The organism is Clostridium peptidivorans (assembly GCF_900205925.1).
Lineage (GTDB): Bacteria > Bacillota > Clostridia > Clostridiales > Clostridiaceae > Clostridium_AK > Clostridium_AK peptidivorans.
On sequence record NZ_OAOD01000018.1, the window covers coordinates 39,581 to 65,146 of the forward strand.

21 protein-coding genes and 2 pseudogenes are annotated in these 25,566 nt (G+C 34.5%); 1 reads left to right on the forward strand and 22 read right to left on the reverse strand.

Features of this window, described 5'->3' with window-relative positions; genetic code table 11:
• Window positions 1-56: 56 nt before the first annotated feature.
• The 11 genes from CRN98_RS13545 to CRN98_RS13595 all read right to left on the reverse strand — a co-directional run bounded on the left by CRN98_RS13545 (window position 57) and on the right by CRN98_RS13595 (window position 13,303).
• The gene (locus CRN98_RS13545; protein WP_242960960.1) at window positions 57-1,073 is read right to left on the reverse strand and encodes a sensor histidine kinase; all 1,017 of its coding nucleotides are present in this window, start codon (window positions 1,071-1,073) and stop codon (window positions 57-59) included.
• Window positions 1,070-1,750 carry a response regulator transcription factor gene (locus tag CRN98_RS13550; RefSeq protein WP_097027966.1) on the reverse strand — a complete coding sequence of 227 codons (681 nt, stop codon included), beginning with the start codon at window positions 1,748-1,750 and terminating at the stop codon, window positions 1,070-1,072. Before CRN98_RS13550 ends, CRN98_RS13545 begins: the two co-directional genes overlap by 4 nt.
• Before the next feature lie 79 nt (window positions 1,751-1,829).
• Entirely contained in the window at window positions 1,830-4,298 is a 2,469-nt protein-coding gene (locus CRN98_RS13555; protein ID WP_097027967.1) for an ABC transporter permease, read from the reverse strand.
• Complete coding sequence (locus tag CRN98_RS13560; protein WP_097027968.1) at window positions 4,295-4,972, reverse strand: ABC transporter ATP-binding protein; 678 nt, start codon at window positions 4,970-4,972, stop codon at window positions 4,295-4,297. Before CRN98_RS13560 ends, CRN98_RS13555 begins: the two co-directional genes overlap by 4 nt.
• Before the next feature lie 74 nt (window positions 4,973-5,046).
• On the reverse strand, window positions 5,047-6,444 hold the full coding sequence (locus CRN98_RS13565; protein ID WP_097027969.1) for a sensor histidine kinase: 1,398 nt from the start codon (window positions 6,442-6,444) through the stop codon (window positions 5,047-5,049).
• A gap of 1 nt (window position 6,445) precedes the next feature.
• Complete coding sequence (locus CRN98_RS13570) at window positions 6,446-7,177, reverse strand: response regulator transcription factor (protein ID WP_097027970.1); 732 nt, start codon at window positions 7,175-7,177, stop codon at window positions 6,446-6,448.
• A gap of 80 nt (window positions 7,178-7,257) precedes the next feature.
• Window positions 7,258-7,992: an ABC transporter permease gene (locus CRN98_RS13575; RefSeq protein ID WP_179632153.1), complete on the reverse strand. Its 735-nt coding sequence runs from the start codon at window positions 7,990-7,992 to the stop codon at window positions 7,258-7,260.
• 11 nt (window positions 7,993-8,003) lie between these two features.
• Window positions 8,004-8,747 (reverse strand): ABC transporter permease, encoded by a 744-nt coding sequence (locus CRN98_RS13580; protein WP_097027972.1) that lies wholly within the window; start codon window positions 8,745-8,747, stop codon window positions 8,004-8,006.
• Window positions 8,747-9,652 carry an ABC transporter ATP-binding protein gene (locus tag CRN98_RS13585; protein ID WP_097027973.1) on the reverse strand — a complete coding sequence of 302 codons (906 nt, stop codon included), beginning with the start codon at window positions 9,650-9,652 and terminating at the stop codon, window positions 8,747-8,749. The genes CRN98_RS13580 and CRN98_RS13585 overlap by 1 nt, the downstream gene beginning before the upstream one ends.
• A 198-nt stretch (window positions 9,653-9,850) precedes the next feature.
• Entirely contained in the window at window positions 9,851-11,542 is a 1,692-nt protein-coding gene (locus CRN98_RS13590; RefSeq protein ID WP_097027974.1) for a methyl-accepting chemotaxis protein, read from the reverse strand.
• Window positions 11,543-11,767: 225 nt separating this feature from the next.
• Window positions 11,768-13,303, reverse strand: coding sequence for a GTP pyrophosphokinase (locus CRN98_RS13595; RefSeq protein ID WP_097027975.1), 1,536 nt, complete (start codon window positions 13,301-13,303; stop codon window positions 11,768-11,770).
• Between the two features lie 466 nt (window positions 13,304-13,769).
• On the opposite strand from CRN98_RS13595, the gene CRN98_RS13600 reads away from it, so the two are divergent.
• Window positions 13,770-15,164: a PQQ-dependent sugar dehydrogenase gene (locus tag CRN98_RS13600; protein WP_097027983.1), complete on the forward strand. Its 1,395-nt coding sequence runs from the start codon at window positions 13,770-13,772 to the stop codon at window positions 15,162-15,164.
• 364 nt (window positions 15,165-15,528) lie between these two features.
• On the opposite strand, the gene CRN98_RS18230 is transcribed toward CRN98_RS13600, so the two are convergent.
• From CRN98_RS18230 to CRN98_RS13640, 11 genes and pseudogenes are all read right to left on the reverse strand, one after another.
• Window positions 15,529-16,116, reverse strand: a complete 588-nt coding sequence (locus tag CRN98_RS18230; protein WP_179632155.1) for a recombinase — start codon at window positions 16,114-16,116, stop codon at window positions 15,529-15,531.
• Window positions 16,117-16,253: 137 nt separating this feature from the next.
• Window positions 16,254-16,385, reverse strand: a complete 132-nt coding sequence (locus CRN98_RS18235) for a hypothetical protein (RefSeq protein ID WP_341455815.1) — start codon at window positions 16,383-16,385, stop codon at window positions 16,254-16,256.
• The gene (locus tag CRN98_RS18240; RefSeq protein WP_179632157.1) at window positions 16,354-16,638 is read right to left on the reverse strand and encodes a recombinase family protein; all 285 of its coding nucleotides are present in this window, start codon (window positions 16,636-16,638) and stop codon (window positions 16,354-16,356) included. The genes CRN98_RS18235 and CRN98_RS18240 overlap by 32 nt, the downstream gene beginning before the upstream one ends.
• A 60-nt stretch (window positions 16,639-16,698) precedes the next feature.
• Window positions 16,699-17,433: a hypothetical protein gene (locus tag CRN98_RS13610; protein WP_097027976.1), complete on the reverse strand. Its 735-nt coding sequence runs from the start codon at window positions 17,431-17,433 to the stop codon at window positions 16,699-16,701.
• A 6-nt stretch (window positions 17,434-17,439) separates the two neighbouring features.
• A complete protein-coding gene (locus CRN98_RS13615) occupies window positions 17,440-19,674 on the reverse strand; it encodes a hypothetical protein (protein WP_097027977.1) in 2,235 nt (744 codons plus the stop codon).
• The gene (locus tag CRN98_RS13620) at window positions 19,675-20,553 is read right to left on the reverse strand and encodes an ATP-binding cassette domain-containing protein (RefSeq protein ID WP_097027978.1); all 879 of its coding nucleotides are present in this window, start codon (window positions 20,551-20,553) and stop codon (window positions 19,675-19,677) included.
• A gap of 115 nt (window positions 20,554-20,668) precedes the next feature.
• Window positions 20,669-20,737: pseudogene (locus CRN98_RS17965) on the reverse strand (ABC transporter ATP-binding protein); the annotation flags it as partial.
• A 103-nt stretch (window positions 20,738-20,840) separates the two neighbouring features.
• Window positions 20,841-20,978: pseudogene (locus CRN98_RS17970) on the reverse strand (sensor histidine kinase); the annotation flags it as partial.
• 439 nt (window positions 20,979-21,417) lie between these two features.
• Window positions 21,418-24,012 (reverse strand): ABC transporter permease, encoded by a 2,595-nt coding sequence (locus CRN98_RS13630; RefSeq protein ID WP_097027979.1) that lies wholly within the window; start codon window positions 24,010-24,012, stop codon window positions 21,418-21,420.
• Window positions 24,009-24,692 (reverse strand): ABC transporter ATP-binding protein, encoded by a 684-nt coding sequence (locus CRN98_RS13635; RefSeq protein WP_097027980.1) that lies wholly within the window; start codon window positions 24,690-24,692, stop codon window positions 24,009-24,011. Before CRN98_RS13635 ends, CRN98_RS13630 begins: the two co-directional genes overlap by 4 nt.
• Before the next feature lie 82 nt (window positions 24,693-24,774).
• A partial coding sequence (locus CRN98_RS13640; protein ID WP_097027984.1) for a sensor histidine kinase occupies window positions 24,775-25,566 on the reverse strand: 792 nt, incomplete at its 5' end.

The window sequence follows — 25,566 nt, forward strand, 5'->3', positions numbered from 1 at the left end:
TCTGTTTTAGCTTCCATGATATACATTATTCACCACAACTATAATAAATTCTTTCTCTAATTTAAAGGTAGAAACACTGAAAAAACAGAACCTTGTCCTACTTTTGATTTTACTTTAATATAGCCATTTTGCTTAGAAATAATTTGTCTTGTAAGATATAGTCCTAGCCCTATTCCTTCCTCATCTTTACTACCCTCTCCCCTATAAAATCTCTTAAATATGTTATTAATTTCTTTTTCATTTATACCTATTCCATTATCAGCAATATCTATTCTTACAAACATCTCATATTGTATTATTTCGATGGCAATACTCCCACCAAAGTTTGTATATTTTACAGCATTATCAATAATATTAAAAATTGCTTCTACTGTCCAATTTTTATCAATGTTTAAAGCAACATCTTGTACAGCATTAAACTTAATTTCTATATCTTTAACTTTAGATTTTTGGTATGTCTGCTTGATTGCAGTTAAACAAACATCATTTAAACTAGTTTGTCTTGGAATTAGTTTAATTACTCCACCTTCAAGACGGGACATTTTAATCATACTCTCCATTAAGAAGCTAAGTTTCTCAATTTGACTTTGCATGTTTTTGCTAAATTCAGTGTATTCATCTTTTGAAATTGAACTATCCTGTAAAAGTTCATAATATAATTTTAAATTTGACAAGGGAGTTTTTAGTTGATGTGAGATATCCGAAATGAGCAGCTTTATTTCATCCCGCTCCTTTTTTATTCTTGTGTTTTGTACTTTTAATATATTTGTTAGCTTGATCACCTGGGATTGCAACTTTCCTAACATATCATCATTTAAAACTGAAAATACTTCCTCGTCATTCATATCTATAATGGAGGCAATAAGCCTTGAAAGTTGACTTAACATATATTCCATGTGCTTTCTTAGAGCGTATATTAATATTCCTGATAAGGCTGCCATTATACTGCAAAATATCACAATTGCCATCAGCAAAGCAGTGTTATTGTAGGTAATCCATATATAATATCCAAAGGCAGTACCGCAGATTGCAATTGCGGTAAAGTACATAGCTATTTTAAAATTAATATTCACTCCATCTCACCCCATGTATATCCAATTCCAAATACTGTAATTATATACTTTGGATTTCTAGAATCACCCTCAATCTTTTGCCTCAATCTACGAATATTTACGCTTAACGTGTTTTCGTCAACAAAGTTGCCATCAACGTCCCACAATCTTTCTAATATAACCTGTCTTGATATAACCTGTCCTTTGTTTTTGGTAAGCAGCTCCACTAGCTTATATTCCTTTGTAGTTAGCTTGATAACTTCTTCTGCTTTTTTTAAAATCATCATATCATAATCAATGGTTATATCTTTATACATAAATATGTTCTTCTCTTTTATATTCGTTCTTTTTAGTACAGCAATAATCCTCTGTTTTAAAATTTCTATAGAAAATGGCTTTGTGATATAATCATCACATCCTGTTTGAAAGCCCTGAATAATATCTTGTTCGGTATCATTAGCTGTTATAAAAATTATAGGTGATTCGGAATTTTTTCGGATTTCCTCACAGAGTTTTAATCCATTTTCATGTGGCAAATTGATATCAAGCAGTATCAAATCAATACTGTTATTCGAAAAAGCAATGAGGCCTTCATCATAATTGAAAGTGCTTATGACATTATAAGCACTCTTTCCTAAGGCATATGAAATACCTTTATTTAAGAGTTTGTCGTCCTCCACTATTAATATATTAATCAAAAAATCACCACCATATCATGTACATATTATACCAACTAATTAAGGATACATAAATGCTATGTATCCTTGATTTAGTAATTTATTCTACTTCTCTTAATCTTTCAACAATGCTTTGTTTATTTACACTTATATATGAAATAAAGGGCACAAATACTGATATTAAAATTAAAATTGGTGCTGTAATTAAAATAGGAGATATTATAAACTTGTAGTTATAAAACCATAAACTGCTTGCAATAGGCTTGATAACAATTAATGACACCAAGCTGCCTAAAATTACTGAAAGAACTATTGTGGCTAGTGCATAACCACCCCCCTCCAATATTAGCATTTTGTTAAGTTGCTTATTTGTCATACCGATACTTTGTAGCATAGCAAATTCTCTTCGTCTTGAGATAATACTTGTTAACATGGCATTTATAAAGTTAAGTATTCCAATTATCCCAATAATAAAGCTAAGAGTACCACCTACCAATAAGAACGTATTTTGTAAGCCCTTAAATTCATCTATAAACTTTTGCTTTGATTCATAATCCATTTGAGGTTCAATTTTTTTCGTATAATCCTGTAAGAAGCGTTCTGTTTGTTCTATATATTTATCTTCTACATTAAACACATAGGTCATTGTTAAAGGATTTTTTATTTCACCTATAAATTTCTTCGATGGAAGATACATTATACAGTTGCTACCCCCAAATGAGTATCTTACAGACATATTATATTTATCCTCTGCTTTTGCCATAACTTCATATTCTTTTGTAATATTATTTCCCAAGGCTACAGTTACCTTATCTCCTATATTAAATTTGCTTGTTTCATATTTTATCTTACCGTTGTCATCAGATTTTACACCCTCTATAATATAGTTACCTGTTTTAAATTTTTCTAAGTCAAATTCCCCTTCAAATATATTTAACTGTGATAGTGGAAAGTCATCTAATCCGTATAGTTGTGCCGTTGTTTCTTTATCACCAATCCTTGTCCTAGTCTCTTTTACGTTATAATAAATTCTTCCGCTATTTTCTATGCCCTCAAGTCTAGAGATTTTATTAATCATCTCCTCTGATATGACATCATCCTCAGATTCAAAAGACTTGATTACATTAAAGTAGTTTGCATTACCTGCCATAAAATCGGTTATTACATATCTTTCTAAAAATTTATTCATATCAAAACCATTAGTAAGTGTGAATACTGAATTGAGAAGAATTAAGCTTAAAGATATCGAAATAATAACCACAGCAGTTTTTCCCTTGTTTCTTAAAATGTTGAATAAAGCCATATTGTGCACTTTTCCACCATTAAAAGAATTTTTATGTGTTTTACCTTTATCAGCAACATCAATATACTTTGTAGCTTCCACAGGAGAAACCCTTGATGCAATTTTACCAGGCTTTCTACAGCTAATAAATACGGTAATAAGTGAAAAAATGGTAGCTCCAATAAAAATAACAGGACTAAAAGATGTATAACTTACTTTAAAACTAGAGGTGCTCATAATAGTTGGTAAAAGTATATTTCCAATTCCATATCCAGCCACAAGGCCAATTGGTATCCCAGCAATTGATAGCATTAGCGCCTGCTTTCTAATTAGCCTTTTAATTTGCTTTGGAGTCATTCCAATGGTTTTAAGCAAGCCATAAAAACGTACATCTCTTATTACAGATATTTGAAATATATTATAAATAATTAAATATCCAGTGAAAATAATTAAAAGAGTTGCAGCTAAAATTGCTATTATAGTGGAAACATCCATTCCAAAGTTTGTAGACATATATGCCCAGTTTACTCCTGTTGCTATAAAATTTGGCGAATTTCTATCACTGCTGTAACCACTACTTTTAAGAACTGCATCCATATTTTCTTCTATATTTAAACTATTTCTAAATAGCACATCTGCATAGATAAGTCCTGTCTCATCATCTTTATCAATATTTACATTCTTAAGATTCTTGTCTATAAATTCATTTGATACAAGAACCATGCTTCCGGGGCCAACCTCATCACTTTCCCAAAATCCAGATAAAACAAATTCTGTAGATAGCTTCTCTTTGCCAATGTAATATTCAATTGTAATCCTTTTTCCTGTTTCATGTGGTACCTCTAATAAATCTAGGACAGCCGTACTCGTTGCTACTTCGTTTTCTTTTTCAGGCATTTCCCCTTTTGTTGGATAGGAAAACCACATTTTTGCTTGGGTATCAGTAGCATATCTAACTTCAGTATGATGCTTTATAAATTCTTTGTTTTCGCCCATACTTACCATAATTGAATAGCCTAATTCCTTTATAAGAGGATTATCTTTTATATTGTTAAGTTCCTCTCTGGTTAGCTTTTTAAATGTTCCATGAGCATATCCCCCTGCTTGCCTCATACTTTGCTGCTCCATTGACTCCACCATACCCATGCCTATGGTAAATAATGCTGTAAATAAAATTGTTGTCAGCGCTATTGCAATAATTGCAAAGATATTTCTTAATTTATTCCCCTTTATACTTTTTCTTGTTAGTTTATTTATTATGGCTTTATTATTATTCTCAAATTTCATATACATGTACCTCCGATGATCTTACCATCTTCAATACGAATTATTCTGTCTGCTAACTGAGCAATTTCTTCATTGTGAGTTATCATAACTATCGTTTGGTTAAATTTCTTGCTTGTCATTTTTAAAAGTCCAATAACTTCCATACCTGTCTTACTGTCAAGGTTTCCTGTAGGTTCATCTGCAAGTATGATTGCTGGTTTTGCTGCTAATGCCCTTGCTATTGCCACACGCTGCTGTTGTCCTCCTGAAAGATTATTTGGCATATTATTTAGCTTGCTCCCAAGCCCTAAAGTATTTATAATCTCTTCCAGAAAAGTCTTGTCAATCACTCCACCATCAAGCTCTATTGGTAAAGTAATATTTTCATACACGTTCAATATAGGTACAAGATTATAGTTTTGAAACACAAATCCAATATTTCTGCGTCGAAATACAGTGAGCTGTTCATCATTCATTGAAAATATATTTTTACCACTTACCTCTACACTTCCACTTGTTGCTCGATCAAGTCCACCAAGCATGTGCAGAAGTGTACTTTTGCCGCTTCCTGATGTCCCTACAATGGATACAAACTCTCCCTCATTTATTTCAACACTTACATCGTCAAGTGCTTTAACTATATTAGGTTCTTTGCCATAATATTTTTTAAGCTGTTCTGTTTTTAATATACTCATATAAATCATCTCCAAAAAAATTAGATTGCAGCTTTATACTACAATCTAAATTATAAATTATACTTCTTACAATCCTATGACAATATTACAGTTATCTTTGTTCCAACCCCTAAAGTGCTTTCTACACTTATTCTTCCTCCATGGATTTCAATTATTTGCTTGGCTATATTCATTCCAAGTCCTGAACCTTTATGACTTTCCCCTGTGTTTGTGCCTCTATAATATCTTTCAAAGAGATTATCTAAATCTTTCTTTGAAATGCCCTTTCCGTTATCCTCTATTTCAACATAAATTTTGTCCCTTTTATCTATATTAATAATAATCTCAGCATCCTCACCATTATGAACTATAGCATTGTAAATAAGGTTGGTAAAAGCCCTTTGCAGTAAAGATTTATCAAAGGAAAAAATAATCTGTTCCTTGGTTGAATTAAACTGTATTTCTCTTTCCTGATAATGAGGATTATTTAATACATCAATAGTGATATCTCTCAGAACTTCTATAAGATCCTGATCTTTACTGTTTATTGGTATCAAGCCTCTTTTTAAAACTTGAGTTAGCTTTAAATCCTCCAATAACTTCTCCATGTATTGAGCTTTCTCTTGAATTATATGAGAATATTTTTTTATTTCCTCCGCTGTTAAAACATATTCTTCATCAGCTATTAATTCTCCATAACCTTTAATGGAAGCTAGAGGAGTTTTTAAATCATGGGACAAATTATGAATCCATTCTTCCCTCATTTTCTCTATATTCTGCCGTTCAACCTCATTACTCTTTAGTGTACTAGATAAGTTATTAAGACTACTATAAACCTCTTTGTACAAGCCTTTTTCAGCATACTTTTTATCATATTTGCCCTTTGATAATTGCCCTATGCCTTTAATGATATGTATAAGAGGATTCGCAATATTCCTGCCAAAAATATATCCAGTAATTATAAATACCACAATTGGAATTATTAATAGATAAATCAATACTTTAAATATATTAGTTCTTAATTTTTCTGGTGAAAACTCAATCATATATTTAGATACCTTCTCTATAGGAAATCCTATAATATAGCTCCATCTATAATTATTTATTTTAGCTGTACCAGAATAAATTGTATAATCATCTATAACCCCAGAATAAATATTATAATAAACCATTTGGCTAGGGGCGTAATTATCTAAGGCTTTCTTTGGCTTCTTCCAATGATAAACTTCATACCCTTCTTCATCTAAAATCTGAATCCAAGCATTTCGCAGATTAAGTTCTTCAATTCCATCTTCAGTTAGTGTAGGCTTACCATCCTTTTGTACAATATATTGATGAAAATCCAAAGAAAAATTTTTGATATTATTCCATTTTTCATCATCATTATGATTTTCAACCAAAAATTTATATTGCACAAACATGCTGATATTTAAAATAATAATTACAGATAATACAATAATTAATAAAAAACGCAGTAAAATTTTCCGTTTCATTTTATTTATCCTCTATAATCAGCTTGTAACCTAAGCCCTTTACAGTAATAATATGCTTAGGATTAGCTGAATCATCCTCTATTTTTTGACGAAGATGTCTAATGTGAACCATTAAAGTATTATCGTAACCTTCAAAATCATCTCCCCACACTTTTTGAAATATTTTATTTTTACTTAAAATCTGATTAGGATTTTGGGCTAAATACAAAAGAAGGCTATACTCCTTAGCTGTTAAAGTTATAGCTATACCTGACTTTTTAACTTCCCCTTTCTTCCCATTGATTTCAATATCTCCAAAGCTTATTACATTTTTCTCCTTAACCTGATCCTTTATAGCCATATATTCACTTCTTCTAAAATGAGCTTTAATACGAAAGGCTACTTCCTTTGGACTAAAAGGTTTAGTAATATAGTCATCTCCACCAATTCCTAATCCTAAGAGTTTATCTACATCCTCAGTCCTAGCTGATAAAAAAATGATAGGTACTAAGGTGATTTGTCTTAATATTCTACAGACCTCAAAACCGTCAATGTCAGGCATCATAATATCTAAAATTATAATATCAGGCTTTATTTCTTTACATATTTTAATAGCATCATGACCACAAGTAGCTTTATAAATTTTTTCGAAGCTTTCTTTTAAAAGAACAGCCTCTAACAAATTCAAAATATCAACTTCATCATCTACTAACAGTATTTTCTTATCGTTCATACTTGTCGTATATATATCCATCAAAGCTTTCACCTCCCACTACAGCCCATTATACAATAACTGTCAATAATTTTCCTGTATTTTTTAAGAAAGCTACATATTTAAGCAACATCTCTCTTTTTAAATCTACCATATCCAAAACTAAATACTGCAATTAGCAATATAAAACTAATGATGTATACTATATTTCCCTTACTAAAAGTATCCATATCTCCTCCTAAACCTGCCATAATAGGATAAGTCCAAGGGTAAAATATCCACAACTTAGAGTTAGCCACTAGCATAGCTGGTATACTTAATCCAATTCCAACTCCTAAGGGAAGAGCCATATGAGAAAATCTAATGCTTAAAACATAGAGAATAGCCATGATAGGTAGTGCTGATACATAAATCACCATAGGTTGTATAAGAACTGTATTATAGGGTATATGTCCCTTAACTCCCATAATTCCTCCGGCTATTAGCATACTTATAATCAATACTATTATGTTGATAAAAATAAGTCCACAGCCGATAATAAACTTTATTCCATATATCTTTTCTTTTTTTACTGGCAAGCTTAGATAATGCTTCCAGCTATTATTGGCATTTTCGATTCTCGCCATTAAAGTCATAACTATACTTATTAAAATTGGGAAAAGAACGCTTACGTAAAGAATCATGCTTTGATTATAAAGCTGGTCCCAAACATTTTGTCCCTTCCCTGTAAATAAGTCATAATATCGAATTAAATTTGAAGCTCCTTGAACTACCATAAATATAGGTGCTAAAATAACAATACTCAATATCTTAGAATTCTTTAATTTTAAAATTTCTATCTCAAATATATCCTTCATATGACTCACTCCTAACATATTTCTTTTCTGTTAAAGAAAAAGATTCCTATTACTAAAAAAGCTATTCCAAGGCTAAGACCATATTGCAGCGTAATATTATTATTTATAGTAGGATCTGGAAGAGAATAAATTATATGTGCATATGGAATTAATTTAGATAAGCTTTCTGATTGTGCAAAGAATATGGAAGATGCTACCCCTACAGATCCTATAGCTAAGGGTATATTGGTATTACTTATCTCAGCACTTATAAAACATTGAACGCTAATTAAGCTAGTGATGGCAGCTATCTGATAAAGTGTATATTTTAAAATTAATACTAAGTCCACAGCTTCATGAAATCCTAATAACTTACCCACAATTACTAAAAGAATTCCATTAAAAAGTATCATTATAATACTTAATATATATACTATAGTCCACTTGGCTAAGTATACTTTGTTTCTCGAAACTGGAAGTGCTAATGCACTTTTCCAACTATTAGACTTATATTCTATATAATGTACCATGGAAGCAAAAATCGTAACAACTAAAGAAAAAAGTAAAAACCATATAAAGTGATGTTGGCCTAGTAACACATTCCAAGAGCTTGCACCCTTATTAACTTCCAAAGTCATAAGATAATCATAACGGATAAAAAGGTTGAAAAATGTAAGACCTGCTGCTAAAATAGGTGTCAAAAGAGCTATGGTCCAGATAAAGCTTTTTCTTTGCTTTAAAAATTCCCCTTTTAATAATTGGTAAAATTCCCTCATTACTCTATGCCCCCTGTTAACTCCAAGAATATTTCTTCTAAGTTTTTTTCACTTTCACTTAAATGAGAAACCCCATATCCAGATAATACTAGTGTCTTATTTAATTCTTCAATATTTATGTTTTTCCTAGGTATATAAAGTTTCTCTTCCCTATTGTCAACAATGAAACCTTGTCTTTTTAAGAACTCTTCTGCTTCTTTAAGTGGTTTTGCTTTAATGCCAATTTCTCGGCTTCCTTTTGCTTTTAATTCTTCTAAAGTTCCTTGAAATAATAAACTTCCCTTTTGTATAATTCCTACGTGGTCTGCTATTAATTCAATTTCACTTAATATATGGCTGCTGATTAATACAGTAACTCCCATGACCTGTGGAAGACTAATTATTAAATTTCTGATTTCCCTTACCCCTGCAGGATCAAGTCCATTGGTAGGTTCGTCTAATATTAAAAGCTCCCTATCTCCTATTAAAGCTTGAGCAATGCCCAGTCTTTGCTTCATACCAAGAGAAAAGTTTTTTACTCTTTTATTGCTCCATTTAGATAAGTTCACTATTTCCAAAGCTTTATCTATTTCCTTTTTATCTACTTGTAGAACTTTTCTTGTTATTTCTAAGTTCTCATAAGCTGTTAAATTTTCATAATAGGAAGGTGATTCTACCATCGCACCCACCTTTCTTAATATTTCCATACGATGATTTTTTATATCCTTATTGAATATATGCACTGTACCCTTTGTAGGTCTCATTAAATCTAAAAGCATACGTATAGTAGTGGACTTTCCAGCACCATTGGGACCTAAAAACCCATATAAAGCACCCTTAGGTACTTTAAGATTTACATCCTTTACTGCTGTAAACTTATTAAATTCTTTTGTTAAACCCTTTGTTTCGATAACTAATTCACCCATTTTAATACCTCCTAAGATTAATTACTTCTGACTGCTTATAATTATATAAATGTCAAATTAACCCTAAATTTAGATATCCTTAATTTTGCCTTAATTTTTAAAATTTCATATGAGTGAATTTTATCATTTCCCTATGCAGCTCTTTATAATTAGCAATTAAATAGAGGACTACTAAATAGCAGTCCTCTATTTTATATATTATAATTTAAATCTGCTTACTAAATTCTGTAGCTCTACTCCCAGATTAGTTAAGTCCTCTGCCGCATTAGATACGGATTCCATTGAAGCCGTTTGTTCTTCAGCCGCTGCTGCTACTTCTTCAGAGTTAGAGGCTGTCTCTTCTGCTGCTACGGAAATACTCTCAATTAAATGTACCACTTTATCAGAACCCTGTGCCATTTCTTTAGCTGCTATTGCTACACTTTGTATCTCATTTACCATAGAATCAATTTCTTTAACAATAATATTAAAGGAAGATCCTGTAACATTTACAGCTTCTACACCACCATTTACTTCTGCAGTACTTCGTTCCATTATATTTATTGCTGTTTTAGTTTCTAGCTGAATATTTTCAACTAATGAAGCTATTTGTTTAGCAGATCCACCAGATTGTTCAGCCAATTTACGAACCTCTTCTGCTACTACAGCAAATCCCCTGCCATGTTCCCCTGCTCTTGCTGCTTCAATTGCAGCATTTAAAGCTAAGAGATTAGTCTGATCAGCAATATTTTTTATTACTTCTACTATTTGATCAATCTCTTCAGATTTCTTTCCTAATCTAGTAACAGCTTGAACAGTTTCAACGGAAACTTTTTGCACCTGTTTAATTTTATTAATTGCATCTTCAACCTGTACTAAACCATCACTTGCTGCCTCTGATGCTCTAATACTACTTTTACTAACAATATCAATATTACCAGCTACCTGCTGAGTGCTTGCAGATAATTCCTCCATTATTGTGCTAGTTTCTTCAACAGCAATAGATTGATTTGAAGCTCCTGATGCCAATTGTGTTATAGTATCAGCAACCTGTCTACTACTAGCAGTAGTTTCTTCTGAAGAAGACAATAACTCCTCACTGGCAGCACCTAAGTTTGAAGATGTATCTGTTATTTTATCAATCATGGTACGTAAATCATCACTCATTTTATTAAAGATTTGAGCTAAATCTCCTATTTCATCATTAGTTTTCACTTCAACCTTCTGAGTCAAATCACCATCAGCTATGGCCTTTGTCCCCTCTGATATAGCTTTTATTGGCTTTGTAATGACTCTGGAGATTATTATTGCAATTAATAAACCAATTATTAATGTCAATAGGCTACTTATCATTATAAAAGTACGAGCATTTTTTGAAGCTATAACCGCTTTATCAGAATTTTCATAGATCATTTTCATTCTAAAATCCATTAGCTTTTGTTGAACTTCAAAATTTTTATTTGCTAATGGCAATACATCACTTTTCATTAAGGTAAGTGCTTCTTCATTTTTTTTAGCTTTTATTAGTGGTATTACCTTCCCCTCTACTATTTGAGAGTACGCGTCATCTAATTTTTTTACTTCTTCAGCTATTTTTTTGCCTTCTTCAGTATAGGCTTCGTCATAAAGCTCCTTTTCTAATTTGGCATTACTTTGCGCCATCTCACTATACTTATTAACATAACTTTCATCATTAGTAAGTATATATCCTCTTACATAGGATGTTTGCTGAGAAAAATCAAATCGAATTTCATTGGATTTATTAATTAATACAATATCCTTTTGAACTAGTTGTGTTATAGCTTTATCTATATTTAATAACTTAACGTATGAGAATATACCTATTATAACAGTTAATATTATAATTACAGCAAATCCTAAAACTATTTTTGTACCTATTTTAAATTTCATATATATCCCCCTAATTCATTATAACCAAATTATTTACTTATTTATATATTATTCTACCATATTATTCTACAAAAATAAATAAATTCCTTATTTTTTTTATGAGACTTATACAAAAAAGTAATATATTACTTTAAAACTTTTTTAACTACACTATTTTGCAATATATAAAATAAGATACCCTTCATTAAATTATGAAGAATATCTTTTGATATCATTTAACAATATTTATAAATCAATTTTGAAAAGTCTTACCACATCTTCAGCTTTTATCATATCCATCTCGTCTAGCTTATCTATATACTTAAAAATACTTTTACTTATTTCTATTTTAAAATTACCATCTTTAATAATTTCAATAAATTCTTTTACTTTATAGGTTTCAACCTTACAATCGAAAATAGACAGAACTTTATAATACAACAGATTTAACCCTACATGGTGAGTTTTTTCCCATTCCTCATATGTGCTTACCTTTTCACATGTTAAATCTATAAAAGAAGTTATTACTTCATTTAGCTCCTCAATTTTATTATCATATATAAACTCTATAGAATCTACAGTTTCAAAACAATGTGCTATTGTTAGCATAATATAGTTTTTTACACTTTTAAGCTCTTCTTCATTTAAAATTGATTCTAATCTAGAAAAACTATTATTTTCATAAAATCTATTTCTTACAAATTTTATAAATGTCTCAAAATCCTCAGCATTATTTCCAAGCTCTATTTCAAATAATATTCTAAAAAACAAATTCCATTGGAATTCACTATTTATTGAGTTTAAAATAATATGTCCGATTTTCTTGGAGAAATCATCTTCAAAATGTACATCCCTTTCAAATTCTATCTCACTATTAAAATTCACATCATTTTTGCTAATACTATTTAATCTATCTATTGTTTTTAGTAATATTTTGTTATATTCATCCAAATTTTCAGCATTTCTAGTTCTAAAAATATATTTCATTATGGTCTCACAAGATTTTTTAAAGTCAACTCCAAAGCCAATACTATTTTGCATTTTTGTTGAAAATATATCATAAATAATTTTCGAAAGAAATACTTCTAATTGAGCCTTTCTCATCATAGGATCTATACTATTTTTACTATTAAACTGATTATAAATCATAAGAAGCTGATTATCTATCATTGCAAGGTTTTTCTTAACGGATCCCATAAGTTCCTTTAAAAAGCCATCTGCTATTCTATAGTTATTATTTTTATATATTATTTTATGCTCCAGTTCACCCCAAAATATATTAACTAATGATTTAATTTGGAGTTCAAATTTGATTATTCTATGATTTACTTCATAAACCCCATCTATTCTAAAGATTTCAAATCCATTTTTTTGTTCCTGTGGTTGTTTACTAGCTAACTCTAATCTAATATTTTTATTTAAAGCATTATAATAATATCCATCAACATTTCTCTTGTTAAATAGCCTTTTTAGTATTTTATATATTTCCATTTCATCTTCAATAAATCTACATTCTACTCTAACTCCAATCAAATCAGAAAGATTTAAAATAACCTCCTCACTTGACTTATACTTTTTATAATAATTATTTCTTATTATTTTTTCCCTCAAGCTAGAAGAAGACTTTACTCTTGAATTGACATTTATATCTCCATCATTCTTATTTTCTAATAATTTTTCAAAATATATTTCTAATTCCTTAGATTCATTTTGTAATTCATCATTTATTTCTTCTAAGCATCCTATAACTTCTTCAATGAAATTAAACATCTTTAGTTCCATAATTCCCCTCCTAGTTTTAATTATTATCAACTCATTTATAATAATATCATTTTAACCTACATTTTCACACATATATTTACTCATATCTATATTTTTCTACATATTTAACTTAATTTTTTATGCTTATAAAGCAATACTTTATTACTATTTATTCCTATTCAGATAGCTAGAGTCAAAAATTTGCTAGCTAATATACTTAATTCTACGCAAATGTTAGCCTCCTCAAATAAAAATTGCCCCAAACCCAAGTCTGAGAGAACATAAATTTCACTTCAATATTTGCTTAAAAACCTTAAAGGTCTTTATTTAAAATGGTGCAATGTCTCATCAGATTCCCCGGCCTCAATTTAGTACTAATAGAACAGTTCTAATCATATTTTATAAAAGAAAAGAATATGAAGGAGTGTAAAGTTATTTGTTAAAAAAAGTTAAAGTTAGTTTACGGCCTATTGTTAGTAATGTAAATATGCCTACTGTTTTGAAAACAGCTATACTTCCGGGTGACTCAATGGAAAGATTATTTATTGCAACCCAGGTGGGGGAAATCTTTTACATTGGAGACGGAGCTTTAAAAACTTTTTTAGATATTCGCCCGCGAATCTTAAAACTAGGTTTTGCTGGTGGTAAATATGATGAACGAGGATTGCTAGGGCTAGCGTTTCATCCCGAATTTCATTATAACGGTCTATTTTATCTTCATTATTCAGTAGCTGGAACACAAGGTCCAGGTGCTCTTCCTAGTTCAGAAGTTTCAAGACAACTTCCTGAATTTTTTAAGCCTAATCCGTGTGACCCCAGAACCTTAACCCTAAAGTGGATGAATAGAGAAATTAAATATGATCATATTGATACAGTTGAAGAATGGATTTTACAATCGAATGGTCAACCTCAAAAACGAAGGACATTACTTAATTTAAGAAGACCATTTTTTAATCATAATGGTATCAATAGCTTAAACTTTTCACCTGAAACAGGAAAACTTGCTTTAACAACCGGAGATGGTGGATCAGGCTATGATCCATTTAATTCAAGCCAGGATGATATGGAAATCGCTGGTAAGATAATTGAAATTGATGTAGCTAAGAATACATTTATCAATAATCCACTCGTAGTCACACGTTTTAATGAACTTCCCGCACCTATTCAGGAAACGCTTACTGTAATTGCCAAAGGGGTTCGCAATGTAACTGGAATTTCATATCAAAGGTTTTATAACCAGTATATCAAATATGTAGGAATTGTCGGACAGGATCTGGTAGAGTCAATTTTTTCATTCGTTCATTATAAACCAATACCGGTTACTCAGCTTATTCAAGCTTCTTTAATGAAATCTGAACCTTACCAAGAAGGATTTATTAACTTTGGCTGGCGAGGGTGGGAAGGTGCTTTTCCTACTTCGATTATAAGGGACTGCTCTGCAAATCCAACTTTGGATGAGAAAACAATTGCTTATTACAATGATGCAGTAAAAACTTCAGTGCAGCGTATTCCACCTCTAACTAGTTATTTTCATAAAGATCCTAGGCCGGATAAGTTTGGAGGAACTGCACTTACGGGAGTCCAGTCATATATGGGGAATGGAATTCCCGATTTAACTGGAAGCGTTGTGTTTACCGATTTTGCCCGGGATGAAGAATCTCAACCTCCGATTAGAGGGGTTTTAGCTTATACCAGGGTAAGAAGAGATTGTAAACTGAATGATTTTAGTGTTATTGAAACCGATTATAATTTTGAATCTCAATCAGCTTATTATACTAGTTTGGGAACGAATCTGGATCAAACCAGACTATATTTAGGGGTTTATGGCTCTATGAATGTGACTGATTTTAACCAAGGTACTGTTTTTGAAATTGTTCCATGATTCATAACTATAAAATTCGACTTAATACCAGATAAATCCCTTTCTTGGATTTATTGAATCGAAATATAAAACAAGAGAGAGCAATCATGCTCCCTCGTTTGTTTATTTTTCCGGGAATTTAAAAGCCGAACACCTTGATTTCATTCCAAATATTTGTATTTCTCTTACAATAGAACGGATAATATGTTGCTTGTCTGGGGAAACATAAGAGACAAAAAGAAAAAAGGGCCGAAGCCCAAAACCCAAGTCTGAGTGAACATAAACTTCACTTCAATATTTGCTTAAAAACCTTAAAAGTCTTTATTTTAATAGGAACATCTTACTCTGTTACCCTCCGTAAGATGGGCTTTCACACTAAGTTCAGCTATCTCTTCACTAAGTGTTCAATGCCTATTTCCGTTCTATCAACACCACGCACTCCACATGTGTCGGAACTACTATGGGAAGGCAAAGATTGAACCTCGTTCTTATTATTGGAACACAATTCAGCAGTTCTATGTTTGTCCCTTGCATTTTTCCTTTTCGACTTAAATCGGCTGCCATCTACATTATTTTTCAATCCCGTTTTATATACAAAGGTAAGTTGGGCTGGGTCTTTGTTTCCATCTTCATCATAACCGCCTACGATAACTTTTTCAACAATACTTTCAAAAACATAGCGGTCAAATTCGGATAAGACTTCGTTCTGCTCCAAAGTCTTTTTAAAATCCCGTAAACGTCGTTTTATATCCTTTTCGTTCGCAGCTGTTTCCTGTAATTTTTCCCGTTCCTTTAGTAATTGTTCCTGCTTCTCTGTAAAAGTAGAATACTTTGCTTCATAAGAAGCCTTATCAATGGTATCTTCAAGCCGCATATCAACCAGTTTGCTTTTCTTTCCTTCGATTGATTCAATCTCTTTATCCAGTTTGGAAAGCTGCTTATTTACGGTGCTGCTGCTTAGTGTATCGTCCATTCTTTGTAAAAATTAATCTAATATATCTTTGTTATCATCACACAACAAGCGATAACTCTCAAGAAAAACTTCCTCTATAGCTTGTTCGGGAATCCCTTTGCTGTCAGGACAGTATTTCTTTCCCTTTTTTGTGGCAGCTACACATTGCCATAGAATTGGTCTTCTTCTCCCATATTATCCAATCGTCGTTTGGAAATCGGGTCAACTGTAAAGGTCTTACCCAGCAATAAATCACCTTTATATTTCTCGTTTTTTATAATACCAAGAATAGTAGAAGGTGCCCAAGTAGAGCTGCCCTATAACGGAGCCGCCAGCCCCCTGAATGTAGCGATTGAAAATGTAGCGTACAATTTCAGCTTCTTTTTCATTGACTGTGATAGTCTTATCTTCTTTATGATAGTCATATCCAAGACAGCCTTGAAAACCTACCAACTCTCCACGTTTCATCTTCATTTTCAATCCTTTTTTCACATTGGCAGAAATATTTTCTACTTCCTGCTGTGCGGCAGAGCTAAGTACCATTTACAAATTTTAATACCGCACAAAAATTAGCTTTTGCCTTAATAGACTTATACTAACTTTTTAAGGTTTTCCAGAAAGCTTCTTAAATGAAGCCACATATAAAACCATTCCTACCAGAGTAAATAGCAACCTACTCATTATAAAATTTAAAGACAAACTAAAAACAGGTTCACCGAGACTATCAACGGATAGAACTGTAGGTATATAAGTCACATACCCTTTGGCGAAAATATCAATAAAAGGTGTGCTATTAAAACTTATCAATGACAAAATCAAAACAATTGGAATCCAAGCATAAAGCAAAGTTTGACTTTTGCTGCCTAAAAACATACTCGTTCCAAAAACAAACACAAAAGTGGGAAGTAGTATTATTAAGATCGGTAATAAAAAGTTTTGAAAATTTATAAATTTAAAAGTTGTCTTGTAAAACGCCAAACTTATCAAAATACAACATATCGCAATAATTAAGTAAGAAATAAACAGAGCTAAACTTTTTGTAGCCAAATACTTTTTCTGTGGTAAAGACGTACATGAAGTAATTTCTCTTACTCTTTGTTCGTTTCTAGAAAAAAGTCCTGTGCAAGAAAGCATTAGAATTATTAACATAATCGTATTTATGTCACACAAAAACTTGCAATAACTCCACTTAGAAAAAGGTGCCGTACCAGAAACACCTTGTATTATTTCTGTATAGAGGTCAATCACTGAAAAGAAAAGTGCAATTATGAAAGTTATCACAAACATTTTTGAAAAAATTATTCTTTTTAGTTCGTATTTAAGAATTTTTATATCCATTGACGGCTACCTCCTTGTAACACCAGTAATATTTAAAAACTCAGAAAAAGATAGTTTTTTATCTTTTTTGTCATAATATTCTTTGTAAATAACTTTCATGGAATTAAAATAATTGTCTTCACCAATGTGATTATAAACATTGTAAACTGCGAGTGGTCCCAAAGCATAAATTTTATTACTTCTTAAAAATAATGAGACGTTGTACTTTGGAATCATTGATAATTTGTTCATGTATTCAGGATTTCTTCGATAAAAGTTTCGATTCAATTCATTTGCTCCTTCTTTCCATTTTTTCAGCATTAAATTTTCTGCATAATCTTTTCCAAATTTGTTTTTCAAGAATAAATAAGTGCTAAAATCCGCAAAAGCTTCATTTGACCATTCATCGTGATTTTTATCTATTTGATTATCGCTGTTTTCGTTAGATGCATCTATTCCACCGCCCCACCATTGATGAGCAATTTCATGTGTCAACAAAGCAAAAGTGTCAGAAGAAGAGGCTTGCGATGAATCCACGTTGGATTTTTTCGTTAAACAATCTTCGGAAATATAAGAAATATTTCCTGTTTGAATTCCACTTCCGCCATGTACTCCTGATGTTACAACTACTTTAAGACTATCTCTGCCTAGCGGCCCAAATTTTTCCGAAAAGAACGAGAATATATCGAGCGTGTCACTTCCCCTGGATTCAAATTCTTTGCTCGCAGCCAATGGATAGAAAAACTCCACATTTGTACCCCTTACATTTCTTTCAAATATTTCATATCGTCCGGCTGTCAAAGATAAGTCACTTAGTTTATCACAAGAAAAACTCCAAGCAGTAAGACCATCGTGTTCAGAAATTTTGCGATTTTTATCTCCTTGAGTTATGACTGTAAACTTTGAGTCTATTTTTATTGTCCCTTCAATAATCCTATCATTTTGTTCAACACAAACAACTGGAGCAATGTCCATAGCGTGCCCTAGACTTACATAATTTTTGTTAATTCCTGCGGAAAAATCTTTATTTACACTTAAGGCTTTCGGTGTACCTGAATACCTTATACTTAGTTTAGCTTTAGTGTTTTTTGGAATGCTTGTTTCAAAAACGTTTCTAAGTTTTGCGCTATTCAAAATCTTGGGCGAAACCTGTGTGTAGTTTATGTCTACGTTGTCTAACTTGATCTCATTAATGTGGTAGCCGTCTGCTAATTCAAAATATATGTTTTGAGGCTTATCAGTGCCGTTTTGCAGTTCTTGAAAATAAGCTCCGTTAGCATAATTTTTGTCTTTTTCTATCTTAAGATCTACAAATATATTTGAAGCTCCTATGACATTGGTGTTTACAGGCGTGTCTTTTTTACCACTAATCAACATTGACGTGACATCCGTAAGCGAAAGTGATTTGAAAATTGGTTCATTTTGAAAAACAAAAAATACTCCAAAAAGAGAAACCAAAAAGCAAATCGGTAACAATTTATATTTTTGACAGTTTTTAAAGAGAGATTTAAATAATCCTTTTTCATAACATCTATCGCACAACATTCCGAATAAAAATATCGACATAGCTACCGATAACCCAAACAGCCTATTCCAGAGCATTCCCAAAACGATATTCCCGCTTCCGAAATTTTCAGAAAGTCCACTAGCACCTGTCTGAACCCACATATATTGATAATCGATATTTCCTGCCAAAAAACTAAAGAGCACCGCTAAAAACATAATAATGCAGGTTATATTAACGTTCCTAAATATAAGATAAAATCCTGCGGTCATAAGAGTTGCCAACACAATCGAAGCAAAAATTATTAAGGAGTAACTGAGCAGGAAATAACTAAAATTGGTTAGACTACCCATGTTAAATATATAGTGAGGGATCATAATTATCATTGAACCGACTGTTGAAATAAGACCGGCACACATTAAGCCTGTAATTTTGGTTAAATTTATCTTTATAGAACTTGATATTGGTTCAATTATATAATTGACTCTAAACCTAAGTATTTTGTCAAACTCAAAAACTGTTAGTGCAGTAAACGCAAGAGTTGAAAGTACTGCCCCTGCCTTTGCCGGAAAAAGTATCGTTTGAGATAAAAGAGTAGAGCTATTTATTCCAAATATCAAACTGCTAATCTCTTCGTTAATGTACGGCGAGAGTAGTGCACCAATCAAAGGAAAAACTGACGCCAACAAGATTATTATTTGAGTAAATCTGGACTTCAGAATCCGCTTTGTTTCATAGGCAAAAAATGCATTCCTCATTTAATGGATACCCCCATTGTGTATGACGTATGTGTACGCATCTTCGAGGGTAGGCTCTATCAGTGGAATAGAGCTTTCTATTTCTTTGCCGATAACACGACAAGAGATGCCATTACCGGTAAACAATTTGGATGTGATTTTGTACTTACCTCCAATTCTTTTTTCTAAAGCCTCGTTATCTTTTTCTTCAATAAAACCAACATGTCCGTGTACAGTTTTTATTAAATCCGGCGAAGTTCCGTCAAATAAAATCGTACCGTTATTAATGATTATAATTCTATTGCAAATGGCTTGTATATCATCGATGATGTGAGTGGAAAGTAACACTATTTTGTCATTTGCAGTCTGTGAAAATATATTTCTGAATTTAATTCTTTCTTCTGGGTCAAGTCCAACTGTAGGTTCATCTAAAATGATAAGTTCAGGATTTCCAAGTAATACTTGTGCTATACCAACACGCTGCCTCTGACCGCCTGAAAGAGTTTTAATTTTCAAATTTCTTTTTTCTTGCAAATTAGTCTGTTCAATAGCTTGTCCGATAATATCTTTCACGTTGTTTTTAATTTCTTTTAATGCACACATGTAATCCAAAAACTCATAAACTGTTAATTCGTCATATAAACCAAAGCTTTGCGGCAAATAACCCAACTGCTTTCTGAGTTCTTTTTCGTGTTTTTGGATTGATTTACCATCAACAATTATTTCGCCGGCTGTTGGTATTATCTTCGATACCAATAGTTTCATAAAGGTACTTTTTCCAGCACCGTTGGGACCCAAAAGTCCTATAAAACTCGGGTTGTTCACTTCCAAACTCATGTTGCTTAGTGCCTTTTTTCCTGTTTTGTATGTCATACTCACGTTTTTGATACTGATTTTCATAAATGCTGTTACACTCCTTTTTTAGTATACTTTTATTAACTGTAAACTTAGACTTTTATATAATTATGCAATATATCAAGTTAATATCGGTTTTGAATCAAGTCAAGTCATCCCTAAGCGCGGCAACTTGATTTTCGCCCTTGCCGTAGACCTTACATAGATTTTCAATTTTTAAAAATTCCATTATGTGAGTCTCCTTTCTCATGGTTTACCTATATAATAGAACCTTCAACTTACATCTCTGTGACTTTCAGGTGAGAGATTAGTCACTTTGGGAAACGAATGGCAAATATCGCGCCGCTGTCGTGGATGGCAATCTGGGTAAAAAGTGGGTTGTCCTTACAAACAATCTCAATCTTCCTGTTATGGCCTGCGCTTTCCATGCAATTTTTGAGGATGTTTTGAATTGCTTCCGAAAGCCAAGCTGAAACCATCAATAAATAAGCACTGTTCTTTTAAACAACACGATTTGTTTCATCTAAAACCTCTGCACCATGTTTTTTAATAATCTGAGAAAGTGCATTTATAAAATCCTGATATGCTTTGGTTTTTTCATAGGCTTCCAGCGGTGCAGGGATAAAAGTCCTTAAGATTGATTAACATATTTGAAAAAGGAAAACGGCGGTTTTGATTGTTATTTCAAAACCGCCGCATGGCCACATTTTGGCCGCAAAACATCATCTGCTACAACTGCGGTTCTTTTTATTACCTCAGGGTAGCACTCCTTTGTGATTTACATTACTTGTGTAGGATGGATCCTATATTTTCAATGTCTAAATCACCTTTCGGGACGATTGCGAATCACTTGAACTTAAATCATGCAAATGTTTTTTGATTTTCTATCAAGTTAATATCGGTTTTGAATCAAGTCATATCATCCCGAAGCGCGTCAATGATATTTTCTTTTTTTATCTTGCTAATGGCATACAGCATTGTAATGAACACGATAAAGAGCACGCTGAACACGCTGATTGCCATACTGCCCCACGGGAATACAAAATCGAAGTTGTCCATCCTTTCTGCGGCCACCAACCCTTTATAAATCAGCCACGAGATGATTCCCGCTATTGGAAGCCCGAATAGCAACGTCCTCATGCCATAAAAGACACACTCGAAATTCATCATCTTTTGGAAATCGCGTTCAGACATCCCCATCGAGCGGAGCATGGCAAGCTCCCGCCTGCGCAACCTGATATTCGTGGAAATGGTGTTGAACACATTGGCAACCGCAATCAGCGAAATCATGATGACAAAAACATAGGTGAACAAATCAATAACAAATGTCATACTGTGGTATTGTTCAATCATCTTGTACACATTGAGCAGGGTATACGCAGACGTAATCCCCGCTCCATGAATCATCGTTTCCATTTTAGCCACCGATTGCGAAGGATTCTTTGACCGAAAGGCCAGGCCTATATTCGCATGGGTATCCGGGGTTTCAAACTTCTCTTTGAGCGAATAGGGGCCCACCACCATAAAAACGCATGGATTCTGCTCGGAAGATTGCTCTGGGGGCTTAAGAGGATCCACCGGGTACGTATCGACAAACGTAATGTTTATGCTTTGCCCCTGTTCCATCTTCGGCTTGTCATTTGTTTCGGGAGCGACACTGAAAGTCATGGAACGACTCGCAAACATATCAAACATTTCGCTCGGCCCGTCTTTCTTGGTAACCCACTTTTTGGCAACGGCAATCATTTTCGCGTCCTTCCCGGTATATTCTTCTGCGGACAAGCCCAATTTTTTAATAAAACGCAGATATTCGCTGTCCTCAATAAACTGGATGTCCATTGGCAGATGAACCGTTTGGTCCGGCGCAGCATAACCCTCGTATTTCCGGTAACGGTCTGAAAAATCGCTTGTCTTAACCGCGCATGAATACGCGAAAATCGCTTGGTACGAGCTTTTGTAAACCCCGTCTGCGGTTTTTAGTTTGTCGTAAAGCGGGAACATTTTGCTGTCGTCTATGTCCTGAGTGGTAAAAACGATGTCATAGTCAAAGTCCATTATCGACCGTTCTGCAAGCCGTTTCAGAGTTGTTCCAAAAGCATTTCCCGATACAAACAGCACGACGCTTAAAACAAGGGATAGCACAATGCTGCGATAGCGTTTTTTGTTTCTCTTAAAATTCTTTAGCGCAAGAGTTCCCTCCAAACCGTAAATACGCTGCGCGAGTTTTGACGTTTTCACGGCTTTCGATTCGGTTTTGACCTCGTTGGTCTGGCGAATACTCTCCATCACGGGAGTGTTTGCGGCTTTCCTGGCCGGGATATAGGCTGAAATCAAAATGGTAACCATGCTAACCGCCGCCGCCGCGACAATCGCGGGGACAGACACCGACAAGGTTAAAGGCACGGTGCTTGGGACAATGTTCCCGAAATTCCCGGCAACAATAGGAATTACAAGCCCGATACTGCCTATGCCGACCATAATGCCAATCGGTATGCCGATCGCGCCAATGCAAAGTCCCTCAAACAGCACCGAATTTCGCAGTTGCCTTGCCGTGGCGCCCACCGACGAGAGAATCCCAAACTGGCGTGTACGTTCGTTCAGCGAGATGTTGAACGAGTTATAAATCAGGAAAATCGAGCCTACCATTATTATGGCAACCAAAATGCCGCCAACCGTGTACAGAAGCGTGTTGAACAGTTTATTGTCCGAAACGCCCATGAAGCGTAGCACATTATCGTTAAAGACATAAGCCCCTGCTCCGGCTGTGCTGCTTGCGTAAGCCTTGACTCCGCGCGGGTTTTTAAGCGTGACAAATATGCTGAAGCTGTCCGCTTTGTCTTGAGTATCTGCTTTCGTTATCAAGGTGTATCCCGGTGCGGAATGTTCCTCAAAATCGGGTCTTTCGCAGATACCCACAACCGTGTAGGTTCTCTCGGCTTTTGGCACAAGAGTTTCTTTGACCTTCCCCGGCTCTCCCCCGGAAATGTAAGGGTCGTGTTGACCGAGATTCTTGTTGACCTCCATGCGGCTTCCGACAGCAAGTGAAAGCGTGTCGCCCACCGCGAATTTAACGCCTCCGTTTGCCGCGACGTGCGCTGGGACAAGAATCTCCCCACTGTTTTTCGGCAATCTGCCTGAAACCAGGGTTATGGGCAAGGTATCAAAGGCTTCCTTGCTAAATCCGGCTATAAAAAGATACGGCTTGTTGGGGTTTTTCCCGCCGTCAAGTGTTGCGTAGCCGATATTTTCAAATGTTGCGGTGTTTGCAACTCCCTTGTCGAGAGTTCGTTCCTGTACGAAAGAGGAATCAACGTCCAAAAACTCGACGTGCCAACCGCCGTATTTCACAATCGCGCCGTTTACCATATAGTTTTGCAGGGAAACGGCAAAGGTATCGACTGCCGTAATCATGGCGACGGACAGGACAACTCCGATAACCGTTACAATCGTTCGTGTGCGGCTTTTTTTCATGCCTTGCAGGGTAACTTTGTTGAAAATGTTCATGGTCGCACCCTCTCGTCTCGCACTACTTTGCCGTCTGATATGCCGATAATGCGGTCTGCTTGCAGGGCGATATTTTCGTCATGTGTGACGATGATAAGGGTCTGACCATATTGTTTATTGCTTAATTTCAGCAAATTGATAATCTCATGTCCATTCCGGCTATCCAAACTGCCCGTGGGTTCGTCGGCAAGCATGACCGCTGGGGCGTTCATCAAAGCGCGTCCTATGGAAACGCGCTGTTGCTGACCGCCCGAAAGCTGATTGGGTAAATGCGTTTTGCGGTCTTTTAGCCCAAGCAGTTCCAACAAGTCATTCAGCCGTTCCTCGTTGACCTTCCGCTTGTCCATCAGTATAGGCAAGGTGATGTTTTCCACCACATTCAGAGTGGGAATGAGGTTGTGAAACTGGTAAATCAGCCCAACCTGCCGCCTGCGGAAAATGGCGAGTTTTTCATTACTTTGGGCATATACATCCTGCCCGTCCAAATACACCTTTCCGCTTGTCGGCACGTCCACGCCGCCGATGATGTGAAGCAATGTGGATTTGCCGGAGCCGGAGGAGCCGATGATTGCGGTAAACTCCCCCTTTTCGATTGTAAGCGAAACATGGTCAAGCGCGGTAACTTGGTTTTCGCCCTTGCCGTAGACCTTGCATAGATTTTCAATTTTTAAGAACTCCATTATGTGATTCTCCTTTCTCATGGTTTACCCATATAATAGAACCTTCAACTTACATCTCTGTGACTTTCAGGTGAGAGATTCGTCACTTTGGGAAACGAATGGCAAATATCGCGCCGCCCTGCGGGTGATTTTTTGCGGTAATCGTCCCTCCCTGCCGTGTTATAATCATCTTGCAGAGGGCCAATCCAATCCCGTATCCTGTAGCGTTTGGGTTTTTCCCATGATAAAACCTGTCAAACAGGCAGGGTAAATCTTCTTTTTCAAAGCCCGCGCCGCTGTCGTGGATAGCAATCTCGGTGAACAGTGGGTTGTCCTTACAAACAATCTCAATCTTCCCGTTATCGCCTGCGCTTTCCATGCAATTTTTGAGGATGTTTTGAATTGCTTCCGAAAGCCAACCTGAATCGCCCTGAATCATCATCCCTTTCGGCACGTCTGTTTGCAAAGTAATATCGTGCAGCTCCATTGGGATCAGAAACGGGCGAAGCGCTGCGCATATCAAGTTGTTCACATCGATCTGCTCGCTTTGGAAAACCACAATGCCGGCGTCCAAGCGGGATAATTTCAATAGGGAAGTAATCAGCCAATCCATCCGCACAAGCAATTCCTCTGTTTCCCGCATCAATGCTTTCCGGTCATTTTCGTCAGGGTTATTCTCTAACAATGACAGAATAAGGTTCACGGATGTGAGAGGGGTGCGGAGTTGGTGGGCTATGTCAGCCAGCGAATCGGCAAGATGTTCTTTTTCTTTTTTTAGTGCGTCGTTTTGCTCCCGAATACGCAGCGTCATTTTTGTTATCTCGCTTTGCAGAATGGAAAGTTCGCCCTCGTCCGATTCACCAATATACAGATGGTCAGCGTTATGAAGCACAAG